The sequence below is a fragment of the Robinsoniella peoriensis genome, assembly GCF_000797495.1.
Taxonomy (GTDB): Bacteria; Bacillota; Clostridia; order Lachnospirales; family Lachnospiraceae; genus Robinsoniella; species Robinsoniella peoriensis.
Genome location: NZ_JTGN01000004.1, coordinates 192,315 through 211,562, shown reverse-complemented (window position 1 = coordinate 211,562; position 19,248 = coordinate 192,315). Strand labels below are relative to the sequence as shown.

Genomic DNA, 19,248 nt, shown 5'->3' with positions numbered 1-19,248 from the left:
AACGAACGTCAAAACACATTTTGAAAGGAGAATTATGATGAAGAAGAGAATGAAAGAAATTTTAAAAAGAGGTATTGGAATTGCAGGAGCATTGACACTTGTAATATCGATGGCAGGGTGTGGACAGGAGAAAAAAGAGGAGCCGGCATCTGGCGGAGAAACGAAAGCCCAGGAGAGTGTAAAGGAAACAACAGCTGCAAAAGCAGACGGAGAGAAAACAAAAATATCTTTCTGGCATATTTTTCCTGTGGGATCCGACGGTTATGATGAACTGGATGAGCTGATCATGAATTTCAATAACGTACAGGATAAATATGAGGTGGAGCATGTAGGTTATCCATTCCTGGATTATTTCAGCAAGATGACAACTGCTTTTGCGGGAGATGTGGCACCGGATATCTTCTTTTACACGTTGGATGATGTTCCGGTAAGAGCAGCGAATAATACCATTGCAAATTTAACGCCATTTATTGAAAGAGATAAATATGATCTGAGTGATCTCTATGAAACAGAAGTGGGATTTGGTTCTTATGACGGTCAGCAGTATGCACTTCCGGCTTCTTCCACCAGCCGTATGCTGTTTTACAATTTAGATATGTTAGAAGCAGCCGGATTAACAGAAGCAGATGTCCCCAAGACCTGGGATGAGTTATACGAGGTAGCACACAAAATGGATATCGTTGAGGATGGTGTCATTAAACAGCTGGGATATGACCCGACTGCCGGTCAATCAAACTATTTCCAAATGCTGTGGCAAACTAATTTAGATTTTTTTGATGAAGAAAATAACATTGTAATTAACGATGACGCACATAAAAAAGTATTACAGTGGATGATAGATTTTAATAAGGATTATCCATATGCACAACGTCAGGCTTTTACAGATGCAAGTAAAACACTGGGAGCGGATGCTTTTGTCAGCGGACGTCTTGCAATGATGGTTGGCACAAATGACGAATATAAAGTGCTGCAGAACAGTCAGGTTCCTTTCCGTTACGGGGTTGCAACGCAGCCAATTCCGGAAGGAGGCACCCGCGTAAACTGGAGTTCCTGCTGGTCCTATGAAATCTTCAACAGTAAAAATGAAGATAAAATTAATGGCGCGTGGGAATTTATGAAATATATGTTAACTCCTGAAAACCAGCGAGCATTTTATGACAGCCAGGGTCTTCTTACCGCATCGAAAAAAGCAAATGATACTTTAAAAACAGATGAAATTATGAGTAAAATTATTGAGGAGCTTCCATATACCAGTGAGAAAAAATACATTGATTTTGCGCCAAAATGGCATGAGGACTGGAATCAGTTTATGGAAAAAGCGGTTGCTGGTACACCTGTGGATGAAGTTATGAAGGAAGCTGAACAGTTTTATAAAGAAAAGCGGGAAAATTATAAAGCAACGAATTAGCTTTAAAGCATAGCGGCAGAAGGAGGAATAACATGAAGCGGGGTTCAAAAAAACACAATAAATTAGATGCTGAAGCAAAGGCAGGACTATTATTTGCATTGCCGTTTATTATTGGATTAGTTATATTTACGGTGATTCCCTTTGTCAGTTCTTTTATCTTCAGCTTTACAAATTACAATATGAAGACCAGTCCGGATTTTGTGGGATTGGCTAACTATAAAATAATGCTGGCAAATGATTCCTTGTTCTGGCCGTCTTTGTGGAATACGATTGTGCATGTACTGATCTCTACACCATTAAATTTGATTTTTGGTGTCATGCTGGCATTATTACTGAACAACAAATTAAAAGGTATGAACGTTTACCGCACTATATTTTATCTTCCAAATGTAGTATCCATGGTGGCAATGGCGCTTCTGTGGCTCTGGTTATTCCAACCTTCCTTTGGTTTGATCAATCAATTGCTGGGGCCCATCTACAAGTTATTGGGTGCACAGCCTATCGGATGGCTGAATGATGCGTCTACTTCCAAGCTGGCAATCGCTCTAATGGGATTATGGACCTGCGGCGGATCGATGGTTATATACCTGGCACAACTTCAGGATATTCCCAGAGATTTATATGAAGCGGCTGAAATTGATGGTGCAAACGGATGGCAGAGAATGAAACGGATTACAATACCACTTATGACTCCGGCTATTTTTTACAATTTGATAATGACGCTTATCAGCGGGTTCCAGGTATTTATGCAGTCCTTTATTATGACTAGCGGAGGTCCTGCACGCTCTACCTATTATTTCGCATATTATTTATATGATAAAGCATTTAAAGATGGGCAGATGGGTATGGCGAGTGCCATGGCATGGTTCTTACTGGTGGCAACACTGATCGTTACTATGATTGTATTTGTAACAAGCAGACGCTGGGTATTCTATATGAACGGAGAAGAAAATTAAAGAACTGCAAAAAGGCGGCCGGTAGATGCTTTTGCCGGCTGCTTTAAGAATATTTTGGGGGAATTTTATGGATAAAATAAGAGAAACGGAATTTAGCAGGAAGGTTTTTGAGAATCCGCCTGCATGGTACAGAGGTGTCCCTTTCTGGTCATGGAACTGCCTTGTGGATAAAAATAAGATAGAGCGTGATGTCCGGATTTTTAAAGAAATGGGATTTGGAGGTGCGGACATTCACAGCCGTTATGGCCTGCAAAATGAGTACTTGGGAGAAGAATTTCTGGAACTGGTGCAGTTTTCCCAGAAGGAGCTGTCAAAGGAAGGACTTTATACATGGCTGTATGATGAAGACCGATGGCCCTCAGGTGCGGCAGGAGGATTAATAGCCAGACCGGAAAATGCTTCCAGATGTCTTCTGTTTACTCCGAAGAAGCAAGGCGGCAGTTTTTGCAGGGACAGGGAAGAATTTGAGAGGTGCCAAAGATCCGGTGAAGATCCTGATGGATATTTTCTTGCAGCATACTGTGTTCAGTTGGAACAGGAATGTCTAAAAGGATATCAGAGGACAGAAACGGACCATTATAAATGTAATGACGGAGTCTTGTGGTATGCATATCTGGCGCTCGAGAGGAATGACATCTGGTATAACGGTTATGGTTATGTGGATACATTAAACCCGAGGGTGGTTCAGGAATTTACAGAAACTACCCATGAAAAATATGCAAATGTCTGTGGAAGTGCATTTGGAAAAGAAGTCCCAGTGATATTTACAGATGAACCACAGTTTGCATATAAAGAGGCATTGCCCTTTCCGATGGATAAATGTGATATTCATTTATCCTATACGGATGATTTTGATATTAAGTTCATAGCAAAATACGGTTATTCCATTTTGGATTATATTCCTGAGCTAATATGGGAACTTCCTGACGGCAATGTGTCGGTACACCGATACCGTTATCACAATTTTGTTTCTGACATTTTTGCCCAGTCTTATTTTCAGACATTGTATCAGTGGTGTGAGGAACATCATATATTGCTGACCGGACATGCCGTTGAGGAGTCCACACTATGGTCGCAGACCAGAGCGATAGGTGAGGCGATGAGATGCTATCAGTATCTGCATATACCTGGCATAGATATTTTGTGTGATGCAAGAGAGTATTTAACTGTAAAACAGGCGCAGAGCGTTTCACGCCAGGATGGCCGGGATGGTGTCATGAGCGAGCTATATGGGGTGATGAACTTGGATGTTACTTTTCGGGAGCATTTAATCCAGGGAAACTGGCAGGCAGCTATGGGCGTTACCCACAGAGTACTGCATCTTTCACTAATGTCACTGGAAGGTGGAGCAAAAAGGGATTTCCCTGTTTCCTTATCTTATCAGACGCCCTGGCATCAGGAATATAAAGTTCTGGAGGACCACTTTGCAAGGGTAAATTTTGCCATGAGCCAAGGTAAAAGCAGGGTGAGGGTAGGTGTTATTCATCCGATAGAAAGCTATTGGCTGCATTGGGGACCAATGAATCAGACCCAGCTTTATAGGGAAGAGCAGGAAGAGCGATTAAAGGAATTAATAGACTGGCTTTTATTTGGATTAATTGATTTTGATTTTTTATCAGAAGAACTTTTGTTAAAACAATACAGGGAAACAGATTTCGGATTTCAGGCAGGAGAGATGTGCTATGAGATGATTTTAATACCGGGCTGTGAGACACTGCGAAGTACTACCCTGGAGTACTTGAAGAAGTTTAAAGCACACGGAGGAAAAATTCTCTTTTTAGATCAGCCGGGGGCTTATATAGATGCCCAAAGTAGCCCAAAATTAAAATGTTTTGCCGGCAAGGAAGAAATTGTTTCTTTTTCAAAGAGTGTAATTTTGCATAAACTTGAAGTAGTAAGGGATGTGGATGTAGTTGAAGTTCAAACAGGACGCCGGGGGAAAGATCTGTTGTATCAGATGCGGGAGGAAGCAGACGGAGGTAAGTATCTATTCCTTTGTAATGTTACTCAAAATGAAATGCCAAGTTTTTTTGAAATTACGGATGATGGACTGCCTGGAAAAACGTGTGAAGTGCATTTGCGGGGAATATATCGAATTGAAAAACTTGAGACGAATACAGGAAATATTCTGCCGGTAGATTGTGTTTATCAAAATGGCATGACCATCTGGTATGAAAAAATCTATTCGGGAATGAGTTTTTTATATCATGGTATTCCTGCGGAGCAAAGTATTACAAATGGCAGGGCAGACGTTAGTAAAAAATATACAGATACACATCCGGAAATTGTATGTGAACTTGACTGCATAGGCTATCAACTGGAAGAGCCAAATGTTTTGCTTCTGGACATGCCGGCATTTTCTGTGAATGGAGAAGACATGCACCATGAAGAAGAAATTCTGAGGATAGGGAAGTATGTAAGGACAGAATTAAAGTATCAACGCAGCTATGAGCAGCCATGGCGGTTAAAAGAAAATAATAACAGGCCGGATATGGTTACCCTTCAATTTCATATAGAAAGTGAGATCGAAGGAATGCCTGTAAAGCTGGGGATCGAGCAACCCCAATATGCAGAAATTATCTGGAACAAAATACCGGTAAAAATGCAGCCGGATGGTTGGTATATAGATGAAGCGGTTAAAACAATACCGTTGGGTTTGTTACAAAAAGGCTGTAATGAATTAATCATTGAAATGAGAACCGGAGTGCAGACAGATTTTGAGCCGTTTTATTTACTGGGTGATTTTGGAGTAAAACTAGAAGGCAGAAAAGCTGTGGTAATTAAGAAACCAGGACATTTAAGTTATGGAGACATAACTTCTCAGGGATTTCCTTTTTATGGAGGGAATATAACGTATTTCTGTAATTTTCAACAGACAGGAGATGATAAAATTCTTTCTATCCATGATTTTAGTGCACCTTTGCTTAATGTGTATATGGATGGGATGAAAGAAGGAAGCATTATTTCAGCTCCGTATGAAGTGAAACTCAAAGGGGGAGATGCAGGGAAAAAGCAAATCGAAATACGGTTATATGGAAACCGTTATAATACACTGGGAGCGGTGCACAATTCAAACCCGTCCTACGATTGGTATGGAAATAATGCCTGGGAGACACAGGGAGCATATTTTGCTTATGAATATCATTTAAAACCGGCAGGAATTTTCACCAGCCCCCGGATTATTACCAAAGCGAGTTTAAAACACGCTCTAGAGCGTGTTTGAAAATTCATTCCTGCCATCTGCACGCCCCACTTTGCGGCATATTTGCCCCGAATTCAGGTTACGTAGCCCGCTACGCGCCCTTCATCCGGGACAAATCTCCCACAAACTGTGACGCACAGCTGCCAGAAAGCAATTTTAAAACACGCTCTAGGGTAAAATTAAGAAAAGAATCAGGAGGAAATTTATGACTTCAAGAGAAAGAATCAGGGCCGTTTTGAATCATCAGAAGCCCGATGTACTGCCAATTGATTTTGGCGGGCACCGTTCCAGCGGCATTAGTGCTATCGCATATAATAGGTTAAAAAAATATTTGGGATATCCACAGGAGACTACAAAGCTTTATGACGTAATGCAGCAGCTTGCAATACCCGAAGATTTTATATTAGAAAGAATGGGAGGGGACGTAGTACAGGTTAAAAGGCTTATGTCTGCATTTCAAATAAAGGGCGACCGTTACAAAATATCCGAATTACCGGACAAAAGCCCCTGCATGGTCCCCTATGACCTGAATCCCGTAGTCAATAAAAAAGGAGATTTCGAAATCCATGACATCAATACCGGAGAACTGCTGGCTGTACGTCCGAAGGATGGGACACTGTATGATTCGGTGAGATATTACCTGGAGGATGTAGAGACACTGGAAGAATTACAGGAGCAGCTGGTATTGCCTGAAGTGACCGAAGAAGAATTGGCATTTATCGAGGTTCAGGCGAGAGAATTGTATTACAATACCGATAAAGCGCTGCTTATGCATGCAGGATGCAGTGTATTCGAGCAGGGGCAGCAGGATTTTGGGTATGAGAACTGGGCTTGCCATCTTTTGCTGGAAAAGGAAATGGTGCATGAGTGGGCAGAGAAGATGACGGATGCCTATGTGGTTAATCTGCAGAAAATGCTGGGCAGGGTGGGCGAATACCTGGACGTGCTTATTTTTGGCGGGGATGATTTGGGAAACCAGATTCAGCCTCAGTTGTCACCGGAGCTGTACCGTGAAATGATAAAGCCATACCATAAAAAGATCTTCCGGTTTGTCCGGGATAATTATCCGGGGGTTAAGGTAGCGCTGCATAGCTGCGGAGCTATTTATGATCTGATTCCGGATCTGATTGAGGCAGGGGTACAGGTGCTGAATCCGGTTCAGATCTCTGCAAGGGGTATGGACCCTGTGAGACTGAAAAGAGAGTTTGGAAAAGATCTGGTATTCTGGGGAGGTGGAGCAGACATGCAGCAGTTTGTGGCTGGCACATCCAGGACAGAGGATATTTACCGCCATAGCAGCGAATTAATTGAAATATTTAATAAAGATGGAGGGTTTATTTTTAATCAGTGCCACAATATTTTGGATGAGGTATCGCCGGAGAAGATTCTGGCTATTTATCAGGCGGCATTGGATTATCGGAAGTAGAAAAAAATGAAATAATATAAAGCTGTAGGTCAAAAGTAATTGATCTATAGCTTTTTATTTTGCAGTTATAAAAGGATACAACTTAGACTATAATTTCCGCAACTTAGAAAAACCAGGTTGAAATAAAAAATGCCAGTGTGTATAGTGGGAATAGATCAAAGAGAGATTTGCGGCAGGAGGTGGAAGGGTGAAGATACATGTCAGGGAGGACAGCAGTTTAAGTGATATGGAGATTACAATTAATTGTCCAAGCGCAAATGAAAAAATAGATAAAATAATTGCCGTGTTACAAATGATGGATCATAAAATTACCGGTATCAAAGATAAACAAACCTATATATTGGATACTTCCGGAATTTTATATATTGATACCGTAGATAAAAAGACCTTTTTTTATACGGAGTCAGCAGTCTATGAGACACCAATGAAATTATATGAACTGGAAGAACAGCTTGCGGACATGGATTTTTTCCGTGCAGGGAAATCCTGTATTATAAATTTTAATCAGATTAAATCGCTGCGCCCGGATATTGATGGAAGAATTCTGGTTACTATGAATAACGGAGAAAAAGTATTTGTTTCCAGACAGTATGCAGGGACAATCAGAGAGAAGTTGGGGGTGAAATAAATGAGTGATAAAATTCTTTCAAAATACAAATTTGCTGCTCAGGTAATGATCATATTTGCAGTAGAAATCTTGGTTATTGCGATTGCAGGTGCTTTGTGGGGAGAAGAGTCAATGGATTTTTCAAATCTGTATCAGCTGGGGGGCAAAGGGATTGCGAACACCACAATTTTACAGCTTTTTATGTGTTCCATTGTACTTAATCTGGTACAGAGTATCAGTATGTCTGCTAAAATATTTCAAAATGTCATGATGCTTTGGCGTACGGTAATAATGGTTGTGCTGAGTGTGCTTGTGATTTTGATTTTTGTTATCTGCTTTGGGTGGTTTCCTTTGGATTTCTGGCCGGCTTGGGTAGGCTTTTTCATTTCTTTTGGTCTCTGCTTCCTTGGCAGTACCATACTTATGGTTATTAAGACGAAGCTGGAACAAAAGAAATACGACAGACTGTTAAAAGTTTATAAAGAGAAAAAGAAAGAAAATTAGAAGAAGGGCAGATAAGGTTGAAAGAAAATTATGATATAGAAAGGACGCCACGATGTGATTCTTTCAACCTGTTTAATTGTGGCAGTATTGCAGGCAAGCCTGTAATATGCAATGGGTATAAGGTTGAAAGAAAATTAAGATATAGAAAGGATGCCACGGTGTGATTCTTTCAACCTGTTTAATTGTGGCAGTATTGCAGGCAAGCCTGTAATATGCAATGGGTATAAATATGGGAGAGATTGTAATTCGAGATATATCGAAATCGTTCAATGAGAAATGTGTTTTGAATAATGTGAATTTAAAGATAGAAGAAGGAGAAGTGTTCGGTCTTTTGGGACCGTCAGGCGCAGGAAAAACTACATTAATTAAAATTTTAACCGGACAGTTAAAGCCGGATCTGGGGGAAGGGACCATTTTTGGAAAGTCCTGCGTACAGCTGGACAGAGAAGATTATAAGATGATCGGTATGGTCCTGGATAACAGCGGATTGTATGAGCGGTTGAGCTGTTATGATAATATGTTGTTGCCGGCACGGATATACGGAGTAGAAAAAAAGAGAATTGGTGTACTATTAAAACGTGTGGGGCTGGAAGATGCGGAGAAAAAAGCTGTGGAAAAATTGTCAAAGGGAATGCGGCAGAGGCTGGTACTGGCAAGAGCGATGCTTCATCAGCCAAAACTATTATTTTTGGATGAACCTACAAGCGGTCTGGACCCGTCGGTGACACAGACAATTCATGAGCTTTTGCAGGAACTGAAGAAGGAGGGGACAACGATATTCCTCACTACCCATAACATGGAGGAGGCTTACAAGCTCTGTGACCACGTAGCCCTGTTAAATGACGGTGGAATCGTAGAATACGGGGTACCGGAAGAACTTTGCAGAAAATACAATACCCAGAATATCATCACAATTCTGTGTAAAGATAAATCAATTGTAAAACTAAAAAATACAAGGGAAAATGCGGACAGAATTATGGAATATTTTCAGGGGGAATGCGTGGAATCTATTCATTCTTCAGAACCGGATCTGGAAACGGTATTTATGGAATTAACCGGAAGGAGGCTGTTATGAGTATACATGCAAGAGTATTACAGGCACTGTTTAGCAAACAGATAAAAGACACGGCACATAATATGCAGGTGCTGATATTATTTTTTACATTTCCGGTGATTGCAATGGTTATGACCCAGAGCATGGGAAAACAGATGGGGAATAGCGCATTTTTTATATCAATTTTTGGTGTTATGCATGGGATTTTCACACCCATCGTAGCAACTTCTTCAATGATGGCGGAAGAAAAGGAAAAAAATACACTGAGAATGCTGCTAATGTCCAACGTTAACCCAATAGAGTATCTGATTAGTACCGGTGGATTTGTGTTTCTCTGTACTATGGTTACCGGTGTGCTCTTTTTACCACTGGGAGGATATTCAGCGGCTGAAATGGTAAAATTTATGGCGGCATTGGGAATAGGAAGCATTTTATCAGTTGTTTTAGGCATGGCGATCGGTGCATATGCCAAAAATATGACGTCGGCAAACGGTCTCGCACTGCCCTTTGGGATGATCTTTGCTTTTTTACCTATGCTTGCAAAGTTTAATGACAAGATAGGACAGATTGCAAAATTTACTTATGGACATCAAATCAGCAGTTTTGTGGAAAAAATGGAAGGGATCAGCTGGGAAGGTGTACTGGTGATAGTGGTAAATTTTGCAATAATGCTCGTTGGGTTTGTAATTGTGTTCCGCAGAAACCGGTTAGATGGATAAGCTGTATAAAAGCCTGGACGGTAAATAATCCAGGCTTTTGCTATCCCCGGCAGGTTGACGCATCCCCTATAAAATAGTACAGTATATAAAAATACTGTTAACTACTTATGAAATGAGGGATGATTATGATAATCAGTGCAAGCAGAAGAACCGATATTCCATCGTATTATACCGATTGGTTTTTAAACCGGATCCAAGAAAAACAGGTCTGGGTCAGGAATCCCATGAATGCCCACCAGATCAGCCGGATTGATTTATCTCCGGAAGTAGTGGACGGCATTGTTTTCTGGACCAAAAATCCAAGACCAATGCTGAAAAGGCTGAATGAACTGAAAGAATATGCTTATTATTTTCAATATACGTTAAACCCCTACGGAAGGGAAATAGAAGAACACCTTCCACTGCTTAAGGATCGGATGAATAGCTTTCAGTGCCTTTCGGAAATGATCGGAAAGGAGCGTGTAATCTGGCGTTATGATCCGGTTATACTAAATGATACTTATACGGTGCAGTACCATGTAAAGGAATTTTCCGGTATGGCTGAAATTCTTGCTCCCTATACAAATAAATGTGTCTTCAGCTATTTGGATTTCTACACAAAAATGAAAAACAGGATGAAGCAGATGGGGATCCGGCCGGCAGTAAGAGAAGAAAAAGAATATCTGGCAGAAGCATTTTCAAAGGCGGCATCCCGCTATGGAATTGCTCTGGAAACATGTGCAGAAGATATCGATCTTCATAAATTCGGTATTGCTCACGGAAGATGCATTGATGACAGACTGCTGTCAGAGATCATAGACTGTCCCCTGAAGGTGGAAAAGGATAAGAACCAGAGGCTGGAATGTGGATGTGCGGCCAGCATTGATATCGGATTATATAATACCTGTAAAAATGGCTGCGTATATTGTTATGCTAATTTAAACCACGAACTTACTTTAGAAAATAATGCAAAGTATGATAGGGATTCGCCCTTGCTCTGCAGTAAACTGGGGGATAAAGATATTGTAAAGGACCGAAATGTAAAGAGTTTGAAGGAAAGACAGTTAAGCTTGTTCTCACGTGAATCGATAATCCTGTCCTAGAGAAAAAAGTGCTTGACATTGACGCAGCGTAAAGGTTTAACATGGATTTATCAGGAGGTGGATAGAAAATGGAATATAGCATTCAGAAACTGGCTAAACTGGCGGGAATCACTACCCGGACACTGCGCTATTATGATGGAATTGGTCTGCTGCATCCGGCATATGTGAATGAATCCGGATATCGCATATATGGAGAAAAGGAAGTGGACGCACTTCAGCAGATCCTGTTTTTTCGAGATATGGGAATGGAACTGTCCAAAATAAAAGCGATCACTGCAGATGTTTCCTTTAACCGGGTGAATATTTTGAGGGAACATCTGGATGTTTTAAAACAACGTCAGCAGCAAATTGATCTCCTGATTAAAAATGTCACTAAAACAATTGAAAAGGAAGAAGGGAATAGAAGCATGACTGACAGAGAAAAATTTGAAGGCTTAAAACAAGAAATGATACAGGAAAATGAAAAACGGTATGGTGAAGAGATCAGAAAAGCCTATGGAACAGAAGCAGTGGATAAGAGTAATGCCAAACTGATGAATCTGACCATGGAAGAATATGAAAAAATGCAGATGACAGGAAAAGAAATAAACTGTCTGCTGGAGGAAGCGGTTCAGAAGAAGGAAAATCCTTGGGGAGAACTGGGACAAAAAATTGCCGGACTTCACAAAGAATGGTTGTCATACACCTGGAGCCATTATACACCGGAGGCCCATAACGGAGTAGCTGAAATGTATGTGGCGGATGAGCGTTTTACGGATTATTATGACCAGAATGTAAAGGGATGTGCCCGTTTCTTAAGAGACGCAGTTCAGGCAATGAACCAAAGTAAAAAATAGTTTGAAAACAAAGTAAAATTCTATTGAAATTCTCACATAAACCAGATAGAATATTTAGTGCGTACAAATGATCATGTACCGTATTGGAGAAGAGAAAATGGTTGAAAATAATCTAGAAAAAGATAGTATTAGAAAACTTGTACTGCGCCTTGGAATTCCTTCCATGCTGGCGCAGTTTATTAATGTGTTATACAGCGTGGTAGACCGTATGTATATTGGGAATATTGATCAGATTGGTGAGATTGCCCTGGCGGGAGTCGGCATCTGCGGGCCGATCGTGGCACTTTTGTCCGCATTTGGGTCATTTGTGGGAGTGGGCGGCTCCCCCCTTATGAGTATCCGCATGGGAGAAAAGGATGAAAAATCAGCAAAGCAGATTCTGGCAAACAGCTTTTTACTGCTGCTAGTGGTATCGGTGGCACTGACGATCATATTGTTGCCCCTCAAAGAAAATCTGCTGCTGTGGTTCGGTGCCAGCGAGCAAAGTTTTCCCTATGCAAATGATTATTTTACCATTTATTTACTTGGTACCGTATTTGCGCTGATGTCCATCGGTATGAATCAGTTTATCATCTGTCAGGGATATGCAAAAGTCGGGATGATGTCCGTGATGATCGGTGCAGTTATGAATCTGGTATTAGATCCTGTATTTATCTTCGTTTTTGGTATGGGAGTAAAGGGTGCGGCAATTGCTACGGTCATTTCCCAGATGGTATCCTGCGGTTTCGTACTTAAATTTTTGTTTGGGAAAAAAGTTCCCATAGCAATCAGTTTTGGAGGATACAGTCTTGGGATTATAAGGAAGATTTCATTTTTGGGACTTACGCCATTTATCATTATTGTTATGGACAACGTTCTGCTGATCGCCCTGAATACCGTTTTGCAAAAGTACGGCGGCCCGGACAGGGGAGATATGCTGATTACCTGTGCAACAATTGTACAGAGCTTTATGCTTATGGTAACGATGCCGCTTGGAGGAATCACGGCCGGGACCCAGACGATACTTGGATATAATTATGGAGCACGCAAATCGGACCGGGTTTTGGAAGCGGAGAAGTGGATTGTTATTTTATGCCTGATCTTTACCACCATCATGTTTGTGACAGCTCAGAATTTTGCCAGACCTTTTGTAGGGATATTTACCCAAAACGAAACATACATTCAGTTTGCAGCAAGAGCCATCCGGGTATATACTTTAGGTATCATACCACTAGCAATTCAGTACACCTTTGTGGATGGATTTACCGGTATGGGCATTGCAAAAATGGCACTACCATTGTCTACCTTCAGAAAGATTGTGTATCTTGGCGCAGTTTTCCTGCTTCCCCTGATATATGAAATCGACCAGGTGTTTCTGGCAGAGCCTGTTGCAGACGTGATTAGTGCGGTGGTTACGGGAACCTGCTATTTTGCAATGATAAAGAAAATTTTACATAGGCGGGAAACTAATGTATAAAAAGGCATCAGAATGTATGGGAGGTGTGTGGGATGTGGGTTTTATTTGCTTTTGGATCAGCACTTTTTGCCGGCATAACGGCAGTTCTGGCAAAACTTGGAATTGAGAAGACAGATTCATACCTGGTAACTGCACTTAGAACGGTAATTGTAGTGCTCTTTGCATGGCTCATGGTTTTTGTGGCGGGATCTTTTCATACAATTGGAGAGATCGGCAGAAAAACTTTTGTGTTTTTAATCCTTTCCGGTATGGCTACCGGTGCGTCCTGGATATGCTACTTTAAGGCGCTGCAGCTGGGAGATGTAAATAAGGTAGTACCTATTGATAAATCAAGTACAATACTGACAATGCTTTTTGCATTTCTGTTTTTAAAAGAGGGGCTTGGCGGTATCAAGGTGCTTGCAATGGGCCTGATCGGAACGGGCACTTATCTGATGATTGAGAAGAAACATAAGGATCATAGGCTTCCCCGTGCTAAAACCCAAAAAGGCAGGGGCTGGCTGATATATGCTCTTCTCTCAGCAGTATTTGCAAGTCTTACGGCGATACTTGGCAAAATTGGGATAACTGGTGTAGAATCCAATCTGGGAACAGCAATCCGCACTATGGTTGTATTAATCATGGCATGGATCATAGTTTTCGGACTGCACAAACAAAAAGAAATAAAAGACATAGAGAGACGATCCTGGATATTCATTTTTTTATCCGGGCTTACAACAGGACTGTCCTGGCTTTGTTACTATCGGGCATTGCAGGACGGACCGGCAGGCGTTGTAGTGCCCATCGATAAACTGAGTATTTTAGTGACCGTCTTTTTTGCTTATTTTGTTTTAAAGGAAAAATTAAAGAAAAGGGCTGTGACAGGACTGATTTTGATTGTACTTGGTACACTTGCTTTACTTATCTAGAAAAATGGATTAAAATATGGGTAGAATCAGAAATAAATCAGCAAGGAGAATTAGTGTGAACGGTGGAAAAGGCGGAAACAGCAAGACATACCGACAGTTAAACAGGGGACTGATGTTAAAGCTGGTTGCTACGGGAGTCTGTACTTCCAGGGCAGAGCTTGCAAGAAGAACAGGTCTTACGAAAATGGCAGTTACAAATATTGTATCGGAAATGCTGGAACAGCATTTGATTGAGGAAACCAGTGTTGTGCAGAATGAGGAAGTCGGAAGGAATCCGATCCGCTTGAAAATATCCGGACAATGCCCGAAAATTATTGGCGTACTGGTATTCAGAAGCCGTCTGGAAGTTGTTATGTGTGACTTTAGTTTAAATATCATCAGGCGGGAGACCAGAGTCATGAAGGAAGCCTGTGTGACCAACAGCGATGAGCTGATGGAACAGTTATATGAGATGATCGACAGGCTGAGGAAGAAAGAGCGGAACATACTGGGAATCGGCGTGGCATCCATTGGTCCGGTAGATGTGAAAAAGGGAATGATCCTGGAACCCCTCTATTTTTGGGATATTAAAAATATCCCCATTGTGGAACTATTGACAGAGCGGTATCATCTCCCTGTCTTTTTAAACCATGACAATCAAAGCGGAGCACTTGCAGAGCTGTTATATGGATATGGAAATGAGTATAAGGATTTCCTGTTTCTGGGTCTGGGACGGGGAATCGGATGCGGGATGGTCATGAACGGAGATTTGTATGAAAACCAGAGCGGACTTCCGTCTGAAGTGGGACATACCAGCATTGATTACCAGGGGGAGCAATGTACCTGTGGAAATAAAGGATGTCTGGAATTATATGCAACCACTCCGGTAGTGGAAGAACGTCTGCAGAGAGAAACAAACAACAATTACCGTTTTACCCGGTTTTGCAGGGAAAGCAATGATCCGGCGGTGGAAGAAGTATTTGCCGATGTGATGAAGAAACTGGCTGCAGCGTTGGTAAATTATGTAAATATTTTGAATCCGGGTCTGATTCTTCTGGGGCATGATGGGATTTATCTGCCTGGAAATGCCATTGCAGTCCTGAAAGAGGAAGTAAACAGCCGCAGATTTTTTCACAATGCGCAGGAAATTGAAATCAAAAAAACACAGTTTGGGGCAGATGCGCAATTGCTGGGAGGAGCATGCCAGGTATTGCAGCAGGCATTTTTAGGAAAACTGCTATTTTAAAAAATATTTTTTTAGTTGAAATGTATATTGACTTTACTATTTTAATTAATTATAATAAACATAATTAGTAAAGGCGATTTACATATATAATATTACTATAAATAACCTTAAAACAATTGGAGGTAAAAAAATGGATGTTATTTGTGTTGGAGAAATGTTAATAGACTTTATTCCGGGAAACGAGCCGTTTAGTTATATCAGAAAGGCTGGCGGAGCGCCGGCAAACGTTGCTATTGCAATCGGTAAAAATGGTTTAAAGGCCGGATTCTGCGGCAAAATGGGAAATGATGATTTTGGACGTTTTCTGGTAGATACTTTAAAAGAAAATAATGTGGAAGCTTTATGTGAAGAGTTGACAAAGGATGCCGTTACGACTATGGCATTTGTAACTCTGGCGGAAGATGGAGACCGCTCATTTACATTTGCAAGAAAGCCGGGGGCAGATACCCTGCTTACGATAGATGACGTTAAGAACGCAAATATAGAAGACAGCAAAATGGTACATGCAGGTTCCTGTTCCCTGTCCCAGGGAACCGCAGTGGATGCTACCGTCTATGCGATGAAAGCGGCTCATGAGAACAACAAGCTGGTAAGCTTTGATGTAAATTACCGCAATGTAATGTGGGATGATGATATCGATGCATGTGCGGCTAAAGTTCGGGAAGTACTGCCTTATGTGGATCTGCTCAAGATTTCGGAAGAAGAAGTAGATATGATGGGCGGTGAAGAAAATATTCTGGCGCTTATGAAGGAAAATGGAATTACGGTTGTAATTGAGACATTAGGTGCAAAGGGGGCAAAATGCTTCTTTGGCGGTGAAGTACGCGAGATTCCCGGCAGAAAAGCGAAAGCAGTAGATGCTACCGGCGCCGGCGATGCATTCTGGGGCGGATTTTTATCCAGTATCCTGATACAGGGTGCGGAGAAAAAAGAGGATATTGCCTTAGAGAATATTTTAAAAGCAATGGAATATGGAAATGTTGCAGGATGGATCTGCGTACAGACTAAGGGGGCAATTGATTCCCTTCCTACAAGAGCTCAGATTGAGGAATATTTGTAATATTAAAATGATCTGTTAGAGGGGTTTGACACATTTGGTAACAAAATAAATAGCGGAAATGATCCGCGGATAAGTATAAGGAGAAGGCAGAATATGAAACGATCAAAAATCAATGCAGTTATTAAAGACATGGAAGCATTAATCAAAGAACATGGTTTTGAAGTCCCGCCATTTTGCAAATGGACAGCAGAAGAATGGAAAGATAAAGGAGCGGAATACGATGAAATCCGCGACAATATGCTGGGATGGGATATTACAGATTACGGACTCGGAAAATTTGATGAAGTAGGCTTTGCTTTAATCACTATCCGTAACGGTAATTTAAAAAATGATAAGTATACGAAAACCTACGCAGAAAAGCTTCTGATGGTAAATGAAGGCCAGATGGCTCCTATGCATTTCCACTGGAATAAGATGGAAGATATTATCAACCGCGGCGGCGGAAATGTCCTGATCCGTGTTTATAATTCAACGGAAGACGGAGCATTTGCAGATACGGATGTTACAGTCAACTGCGATGGAAGAGAATTTAAAGTACCTGCCGGAACCCAGGTTCGCCTGACTCCGGGAGAAAGTATTACCATTTATCCATATATGTATCATGATTTCAATGTAGAAGAAGGAACAGGCGCCGTGCTGCTGGGAGAAGTATCTATGTGCAACGATGATGAAAATGACAATCGTTTCTACGATCCGATTGGCAGATTCCCAACAATCGACGAAGATGAACCTGCCTACAGATTACTTTGTACGGAATATCCAAAGGCATAGTGCCAGCAAGTCAAAATATAATAAATTTTAGAATAGATTTTATAATAAATGGAATATAAAGTAGAGAATAAAGTAGAGAATAAGGTATACGGATATAGTAAAAAGGTATTGCGTTTAAATAAAATGCAATACCTTTTTACTATATCCGTATTTATTTTGCTGGAGTGAATCTTTTTAATAAACCATGCAACAGAAGAGGAAAATTTATACACTTATTTATAAAACAAAAGTTTTGTGTTTTAAATACAAATTCAAACAAGGGGGAAGAACAATGAAAAAGACTTGTAAGAAGATCGTTCGTATGGCGGTGTGGGCATTCGTATTGGTAATTGGCATCGGATTATGGATGAATGGATGTGAAAAAAAGCAGGAAGAGGTTAAAAAGGAAAGAATAGGGGTGATTGCTCAGATTATGCCGGGATATGAGCCGGGAAAAGGTGATCCGGATCAGGAACCACAGACCGTGCTGGGGATTTTACCGGAAGAGAAAGAAGACGAAGATGATGATGACCTGGAGGCGGTCCCTCGTGAACCGGCAAAGATACGAGGCATGTATTTGCAGCTTAGTGAAAGTGCTTATTATTTTGCAGATGTAGAAAGTAATTCCTTATTTAGTCTGGTCATGACAGATGAGAATGAAATCCATAACCTGAATGGGGAACAGATTTCTTTTGAGGAACTTAAGACAGGGAATATTGTAGATATCTATTATACAGGAGGTATGATGGAATCTTATCCCATGGTTTGCGACAGGGTTATAAAAATGCAGGTCGTAAAGGAAGGCAGTGAGGCAGATGCTGCTGCCAATCTGGAACAGGCAAAGAATTTTTATTGTGAGCCGGATCCAAATGAGAAGCCGGGGCTGCAGATTCAATACATTCCGGCGGAGGGAATGGAAGCCTCTTCCAATATTTCCTACAGGGCTTATGAGTGGACGGTTACCAATGAAGATGGAACGGAAAATGTTGAAAAAGCAGATAGTAAACCGGCAATTCAATATGAGAATCTGGAAGAAGTCGAAATTTCCGTAGATACCCAGGAACTAAAACTTGTTTTCAGTAAAGACCCGGAGGAAATAATTGTCCAAAGATGGAAGGCAGAAGACAGAGGACAGGACCAGGCTAAACCCGGTGAGCCGGTATTGGACACAAGAAGAGACAAAATATGGATGATCCCAAAAGGAGAAGCCGGGTATGTGTATGAAGTCACCGGAAAGTGGGGAGAAGATTTTGTCGTGTATGGATTTTTAATCAGGAGGCGCTAATAAATGCAGTGCTTTGAAATTCACCAGGACGTGTCTTAAAATTCATTCCCGCCATCTGCACACCCCACTTTGCGGCATATTTGCCCTGAATGCAGGTTAAGCAATTATCAGATAAGCTCTGGTCCGCCCCCTTCTCTTTCCGAGATAGCATTCGTTGATACAAAGCTGGTTTTCTCAGCATGATGCACCCCCGGGGTTGTGGCATGCCGGACGCGATTGACGTAAAGCAACTGATCTTGAGAACGGAATTTGTTTTTCATTCTCTAACCAGAAAAAGGAGCAAACTTCCATCTTCTTTTACGCAAACAGCCGAACCATACTGCGCAGCATCCAATAAAGAACAGCCCGTAACAGCCCAGGGGTTCCAACCGGCTGAGAAAACCAGCTTTGTATCAACGAATGCTATCTCGGAAAGATGGGTGTGGGAAACTGGTATGGGCGGAGGAAGCGTAGAGCAGAGCTGAGTATTTTACTTACCTTTTCGAAGTGTTTTTTGGCGGATAGTATTCGACTGGCTCCCATCGGATACTAAGCGGGTACTGAACCGAGAAATGCATCAGGATTTCTCGGTGAATACCCGCGTGCTGCCAAAAAGCGCTTCGGAAAGGTTAGAAAATACCAGTTCTGCGGCCAGCTGACGGAGCCCATGCCAGTTTTCCACACCCATCTTTCCGTACACTACCTACATCTACAAAGCGTCATTCCTCAGCTAAACCCAAATTTATGATAAAATTATTCGCTGTAGCTCTAAAGTAAAAATTTAGGATATA

General features: G+C 41.4%; 19 protein-coding genes and 2 pseudogenes. 18 read left to right on the top strand and 3 right to left on the bottom strand.

Going from position 1 to position 19,248, the window contains the following annotated elements; all coding sequences use genetic code 11:
• Window positions 1–34 precede the first annotated feature (34 nt).
• The 3 genes from QR40_RS09725 to QR40_RS09715 all read left to right on the top strand — a co-directional run bounded on the left by QR40_RS09725 (window position 35) and on the right by QR40_RS09715 (window position 5,587).
• Complete coding sequence (locus tag QR40_RS09725) at window positions 35–1,408, top strand: ABC transporter substrate-binding protein (protein WP_081998841.1); 1,374 nt, start codon at window positions 35–37, stop codon at window positions 1,406–1,408.
• 32 nt (window positions 1,409–1,440) lie between these two features.
• Window positions 1,441–2,364: a carbohydrate ABC transporter permease gene (locus tag QR40_RS09720; RefSeq protein ID WP_044294666.1), complete on the top strand. Its 924-nt coding sequence runs from the start codon at window positions 1,441–1,443 to the stop codon at window positions 2,362–2,364.
• Window positions 2,365–2,431: 67 nt separating this feature from the next.
• Window positions 2,432–5,587 carry a glycosyl hydrolase gene (locus tag QR40_RS09715; protein WP_044294971.1) on the top strand — a complete coding sequence of 1,052 codons (3,156 nt, stop codon included), beginning with the start codon at window positions 2,432–2,434 and terminating at the stop codon, window positions 5,585–5,587.
• Here QR40_RS09715 and QR40_RS33625 read toward each other — a convergent pair.
• Window positions 5,506–5,706: pseudogene (locus tag QR40_RS33625) on the bottom strand (DUF6783 domain-containing protein). The gene QR40_RS09715 and the pseudogene QR40_RS33625 sit on opposite strands and share 82 nt — an antisense overlap.
• Here QR40_RS33625 and QR40_RS33620 point away from each other — a divergent pair.
• The 14 genes and pseudogenes from QR40_RS33620 to QR40_RS09650 all read left to right on the top strand — a co-directional run.
• Window positions 5,644–5,775 (top strand): annotated as a pseudogene (locus QR40_RS33620) (DUF6783 domain-containing protein); the annotation flags it as partial. The pseudogenes QR40_RS33625 and QR40_RS33620 overlap by 63 nt on opposite strands.
• Entirely contained in the window at window positions 5,772–6,992 is a 1,221-nt protein-coding gene (locus tag QR40_RS09710; RefSeq protein ID WP_044294664.1) for a uroporphyrinogen decarboxylase family protein, read from the top strand. The pseudogene QR40_RS33620 and the gene QR40_RS09710, both read left to right, overlap by 4 nt.
• Before the next feature lie 187 nt (window positions 6,993–7,179).
• A complete protein-coding gene (locus QR40_RS09705; RefSeq protein ID WP_027296354.1) occupies window positions 7,180–7,620 on the top strand; it encodes a LytTR family DNA-binding domain-containing protein in 441 nt (146 codons plus the stop codon).
• Window positions 7,621–8,103 carry a hypothetical protein gene (locus tag QR40_RS09700; RefSeq protein WP_027296355.1) on the top strand — a complete coding sequence of 161 codons (483 nt, stop codon included), beginning with the start codon at window positions 7,621–7,623 and terminating at the stop codon, window positions 8,101–8,103.
• Window positions 8,104–8,320: 217 nt separating this feature from the next.
• Entirely contained in the window at window positions 8,321–9,178 is an 858-nt protein-coding gene (locus tag QR40_RS09695; protein WP_044294662.1) for an ABC transporter ATP-binding protein, read from the top strand.
• The gene (locus tag QR40_RS09690) at window positions 9,175–9,876 is read left to right on the top strand and encodes an ABC transporter permease (protein ID WP_052378008.1); all 702 of its coding nucleotides are present in this window, start codon (window positions 9,175–9,177) and stop codon (window positions 9,874–9,876) included. Before QR40_RS09695 ends, QR40_RS09690 begins: the two co-directional genes overlap by 4 nt.
• A gap of 125 nt (window positions 9,877–10,001) precedes the next feature.
• Complete coding sequence (locus QR40_RS09685; RefSeq protein ID WP_044294660.1) at window positions 10,002–10,958, top strand: DUF1848 domain-containing protein; 957 nt, start codon at window positions 10,002–10,004, stop codon at window positions 10,956–10,958.
• 68 nt (window positions 10,959–11,026) lie between these two features.
• Window positions 11,027–11,794 (top strand): MerR family transcriptional regulator, encoded by a 768-nt coding sequence (locus tag QR40_RS09680; protein ID WP_044294658.1) that lies wholly within the window; start codon window positions 11,027–11,029, stop codon window positions 11,792–11,794.
• A 97-nt stretch (window positions 11,795–11,891) separates the two neighbouring features.
• Window positions 11,892–13,250 carry an MATE family efflux transporter gene (locus QR40_RS09675; RefSeq protein ID WP_044294654.1) on the top strand — a complete coding sequence of 453 codons (1,359 nt, stop codon included), beginning with the start codon at window positions 11,892–11,894 and terminating at the stop codon, window positions 13,248–13,250.
• 32 nt (window positions 13,251–13,282) lie between these two features.
• Complete coding sequence (locus QR40_RS09670) at window positions 13,283–14,158, top strand: EamA family transporter (protein ID WP_044294651.1); 876 nt, start codon at window positions 13,283–13,285, stop codon at window positions 14,156–14,158.
• 55 nt (window positions 14,159–14,213) lie between these two features.
• Window positions 14,214–15,383: an ROK family protein gene (locus QR40_RS09665; RefSeq protein WP_052430778.1), complete on the top strand. Its 1,170-nt coding sequence runs from the start codon at window positions 14,214–14,216 to the stop codon at window positions 15,381–15,383.
• 130 nt (window positions 15,384–15,513) lie between these two features.
• Window positions 15,514–16,443: a carbohydrate kinase family protein gene (locus QR40_RS09660; protein WP_044294648.1), complete on the top strand. Its 930-nt coding sequence runs from the start codon at window positions 15,514–15,516 to the stop codon at window positions 16,441–16,443.
• Window positions 16,444–16,536: 93 nt separating this feature from the next.
• On the top strand, window positions 16,537–17,214 hold the full coding sequence (locus tag QR40_RS09655) for a D-lyxose/D-mannose family sugar isomerase (protein ID WP_027296363.1): 678 nt from the start codon (window positions 16,537–16,539) through the stop codon (window positions 17,212–17,214).
• Between the two features lie 271 nt (window positions 17,215–17,485).
• Window positions 17,486–18,478, top strand: a complete 993-nt coding sequence (locus tag QR40_RS09650; protein ID WP_044294646.1) for a hypothetical protein — start codon at window positions 17,486–17,488, stop codon at window positions 18,476–18,478.
• Here QR40_RS09650 and QR40_RS33615 read toward each other — a convergent pair.
• Window positions 18,465–18,629 carry a DUF6783 domain-containing protein gene (locus tag QR40_RS33615; protein ID WP_416389843.1) on the bottom strand — a complete coding sequence of 55 codons (165 nt, stop codon included), beginning with the start codon at window positions 18,627–18,629 and terminating at the stop codon, window positions 18,465–18,467. The two genes, QR40_RS09650 and QR40_RS33615, sit on opposite strands and share 14 nt — an antisense overlap.
• Window positions 18,630–18,714: 85 nt before the next feature.
• On the opposite strand from QR40_RS33615, the gene QR40_RS09640 reads away from it, so the two are divergent.
• Window positions 18,715–18,942, top strand: a complete 228-nt coding sequence (locus QR40_RS09640) for a hypothetical protein (protein WP_152614193.1) — start codon at window positions 18,715–18,717, stop codon at window positions 18,940–18,942.
• Between the two features lie 92 nt (window positions 18,943–19,034).
• Here the strand turns inward: QR40_RS09640 and QR40_RS32525 are convergent, their stop codons facing one another.
• Window positions 19,035–19,157, bottom strand: a complete 123-nt coding sequence (locus tag QR40_RS32525; protein ID WP_276325430.1) for a hypothetical protein — start codon at window positions 19,155–19,157, stop codon at window positions 19,035–19,037.
• Window positions 19,158–19,248 lie beyond the last annotated feature (91 nt).

What these genes read in the sequence shown, in the direction of transcription:
- QR40_RS09725 (WP_081998841.1), top strand. Translation starts at nt 35, where the DNA reads ATGATGAAGAAGAGAATGAAAGAAATTTTAAAAAGAGGTATTGGAATT.
- QR40_RS09720 (WP_044294666.1), top strand. Translation starts at nt 1,441, where the DNA reads ATGAAGCGGGGTTCAAAAAAACACAATAAATTAGATGCTGAAGCAAAG.
- QR40_RS09715 (WP_044294971.1), top strand. Translation starts at nt 2,432, where the DNA reads ATGGATAAAATAAGAGAAACGGAATTTAGCAGGAAGGTTTTTGAGAAT.
- QR40_RS09710 (WP_044294664.1), top strand. Translation starts at nt 5,772, where the DNA reads ATGACTTCAAGAGAAAGAATCAGGGCCGTTTTGAATCATCAGAAGCCC.
- QR40_RS09700 (WP_027296355.1), top strand. Translation starts at nt 7,621, where the DNA reads ATGAGTGATAAAATTCTTTCAAAATACAAATTTGCTGCTCAGGTAATG.
- QR40_RS09695 (WP_044294662.1), top strand. Translation starts at nt 8,321, where the DNA reads ATGGGTATAAATATGGGAGAGATTGTAATTCGAGATATATCGAAATCG.
- QR40_RS09690 (WP_052378008.1), top strand. Translation starts at nt 9,175, where the DNA reads ATGAGTATACATGCAAGAGTATTACAGGCACTGTTTAGCAAACAGATA.
- QR40_RS09685 (WP_044294660.1), top strand. Translation starts at nt 10,002, where the DNA reads ATGATAATCAGTGCAAGCAGAAGAACCGATATTCCATCGTATTATACC.
- QR40_RS09680 (WP_044294658.1), top strand. Translation starts at nt 11,027, where the DNA reads ATGGAATATAGCATTCAGAAACTGGCTAAACTGGCGGGAATCACTACC.
- QR40_RS09675 (WP_044294654.1), top strand. Translation starts at nt 11,892, where the DNA reads ATGGTTGAAAATAATCTAGAAAAAGATAGTATTAGAAAACTTGTACTG.
- QR40_RS09670 (WP_044294651.1), top strand. Translation starts at nt 13,283, where the DNA reads ATGTGGGTTTTATTTGCTTTTGGATCAGCACTTTTTGCCGGCATAACG.
- QR40_RS09660 (WP_044294648.1), top strand. Translation starts at nt 15,514, where the DNA reads ATGGATGTTATTTGTGTTGGAGAAATGTTAATAGACTTTATTCCGGGA.
- QR40_RS09655 (WP_027296363.1), top strand. Translation starts at nt 16,537, where the DNA reads ATGAAACGATCAAAAATCAATGCAGTTATTAAAGACATGGAAGCATTA.
- QR40_RS09650 (WP_044294646.1), top strand. Translation starts at nt 17,486, where the DNA reads ATGAAAAAGACTTGTAAGAAGATCGTTCGTATGGCGGTGTGGGCATTC.
- QR40_RS33615 (WP_416389843.1), bottom strand. Translation starts at nt 18,629, where the DNA reads ATGCTATCTCGGAAAGAGAAGGGGGCGGACCAGAGCTTATCTGATAAT.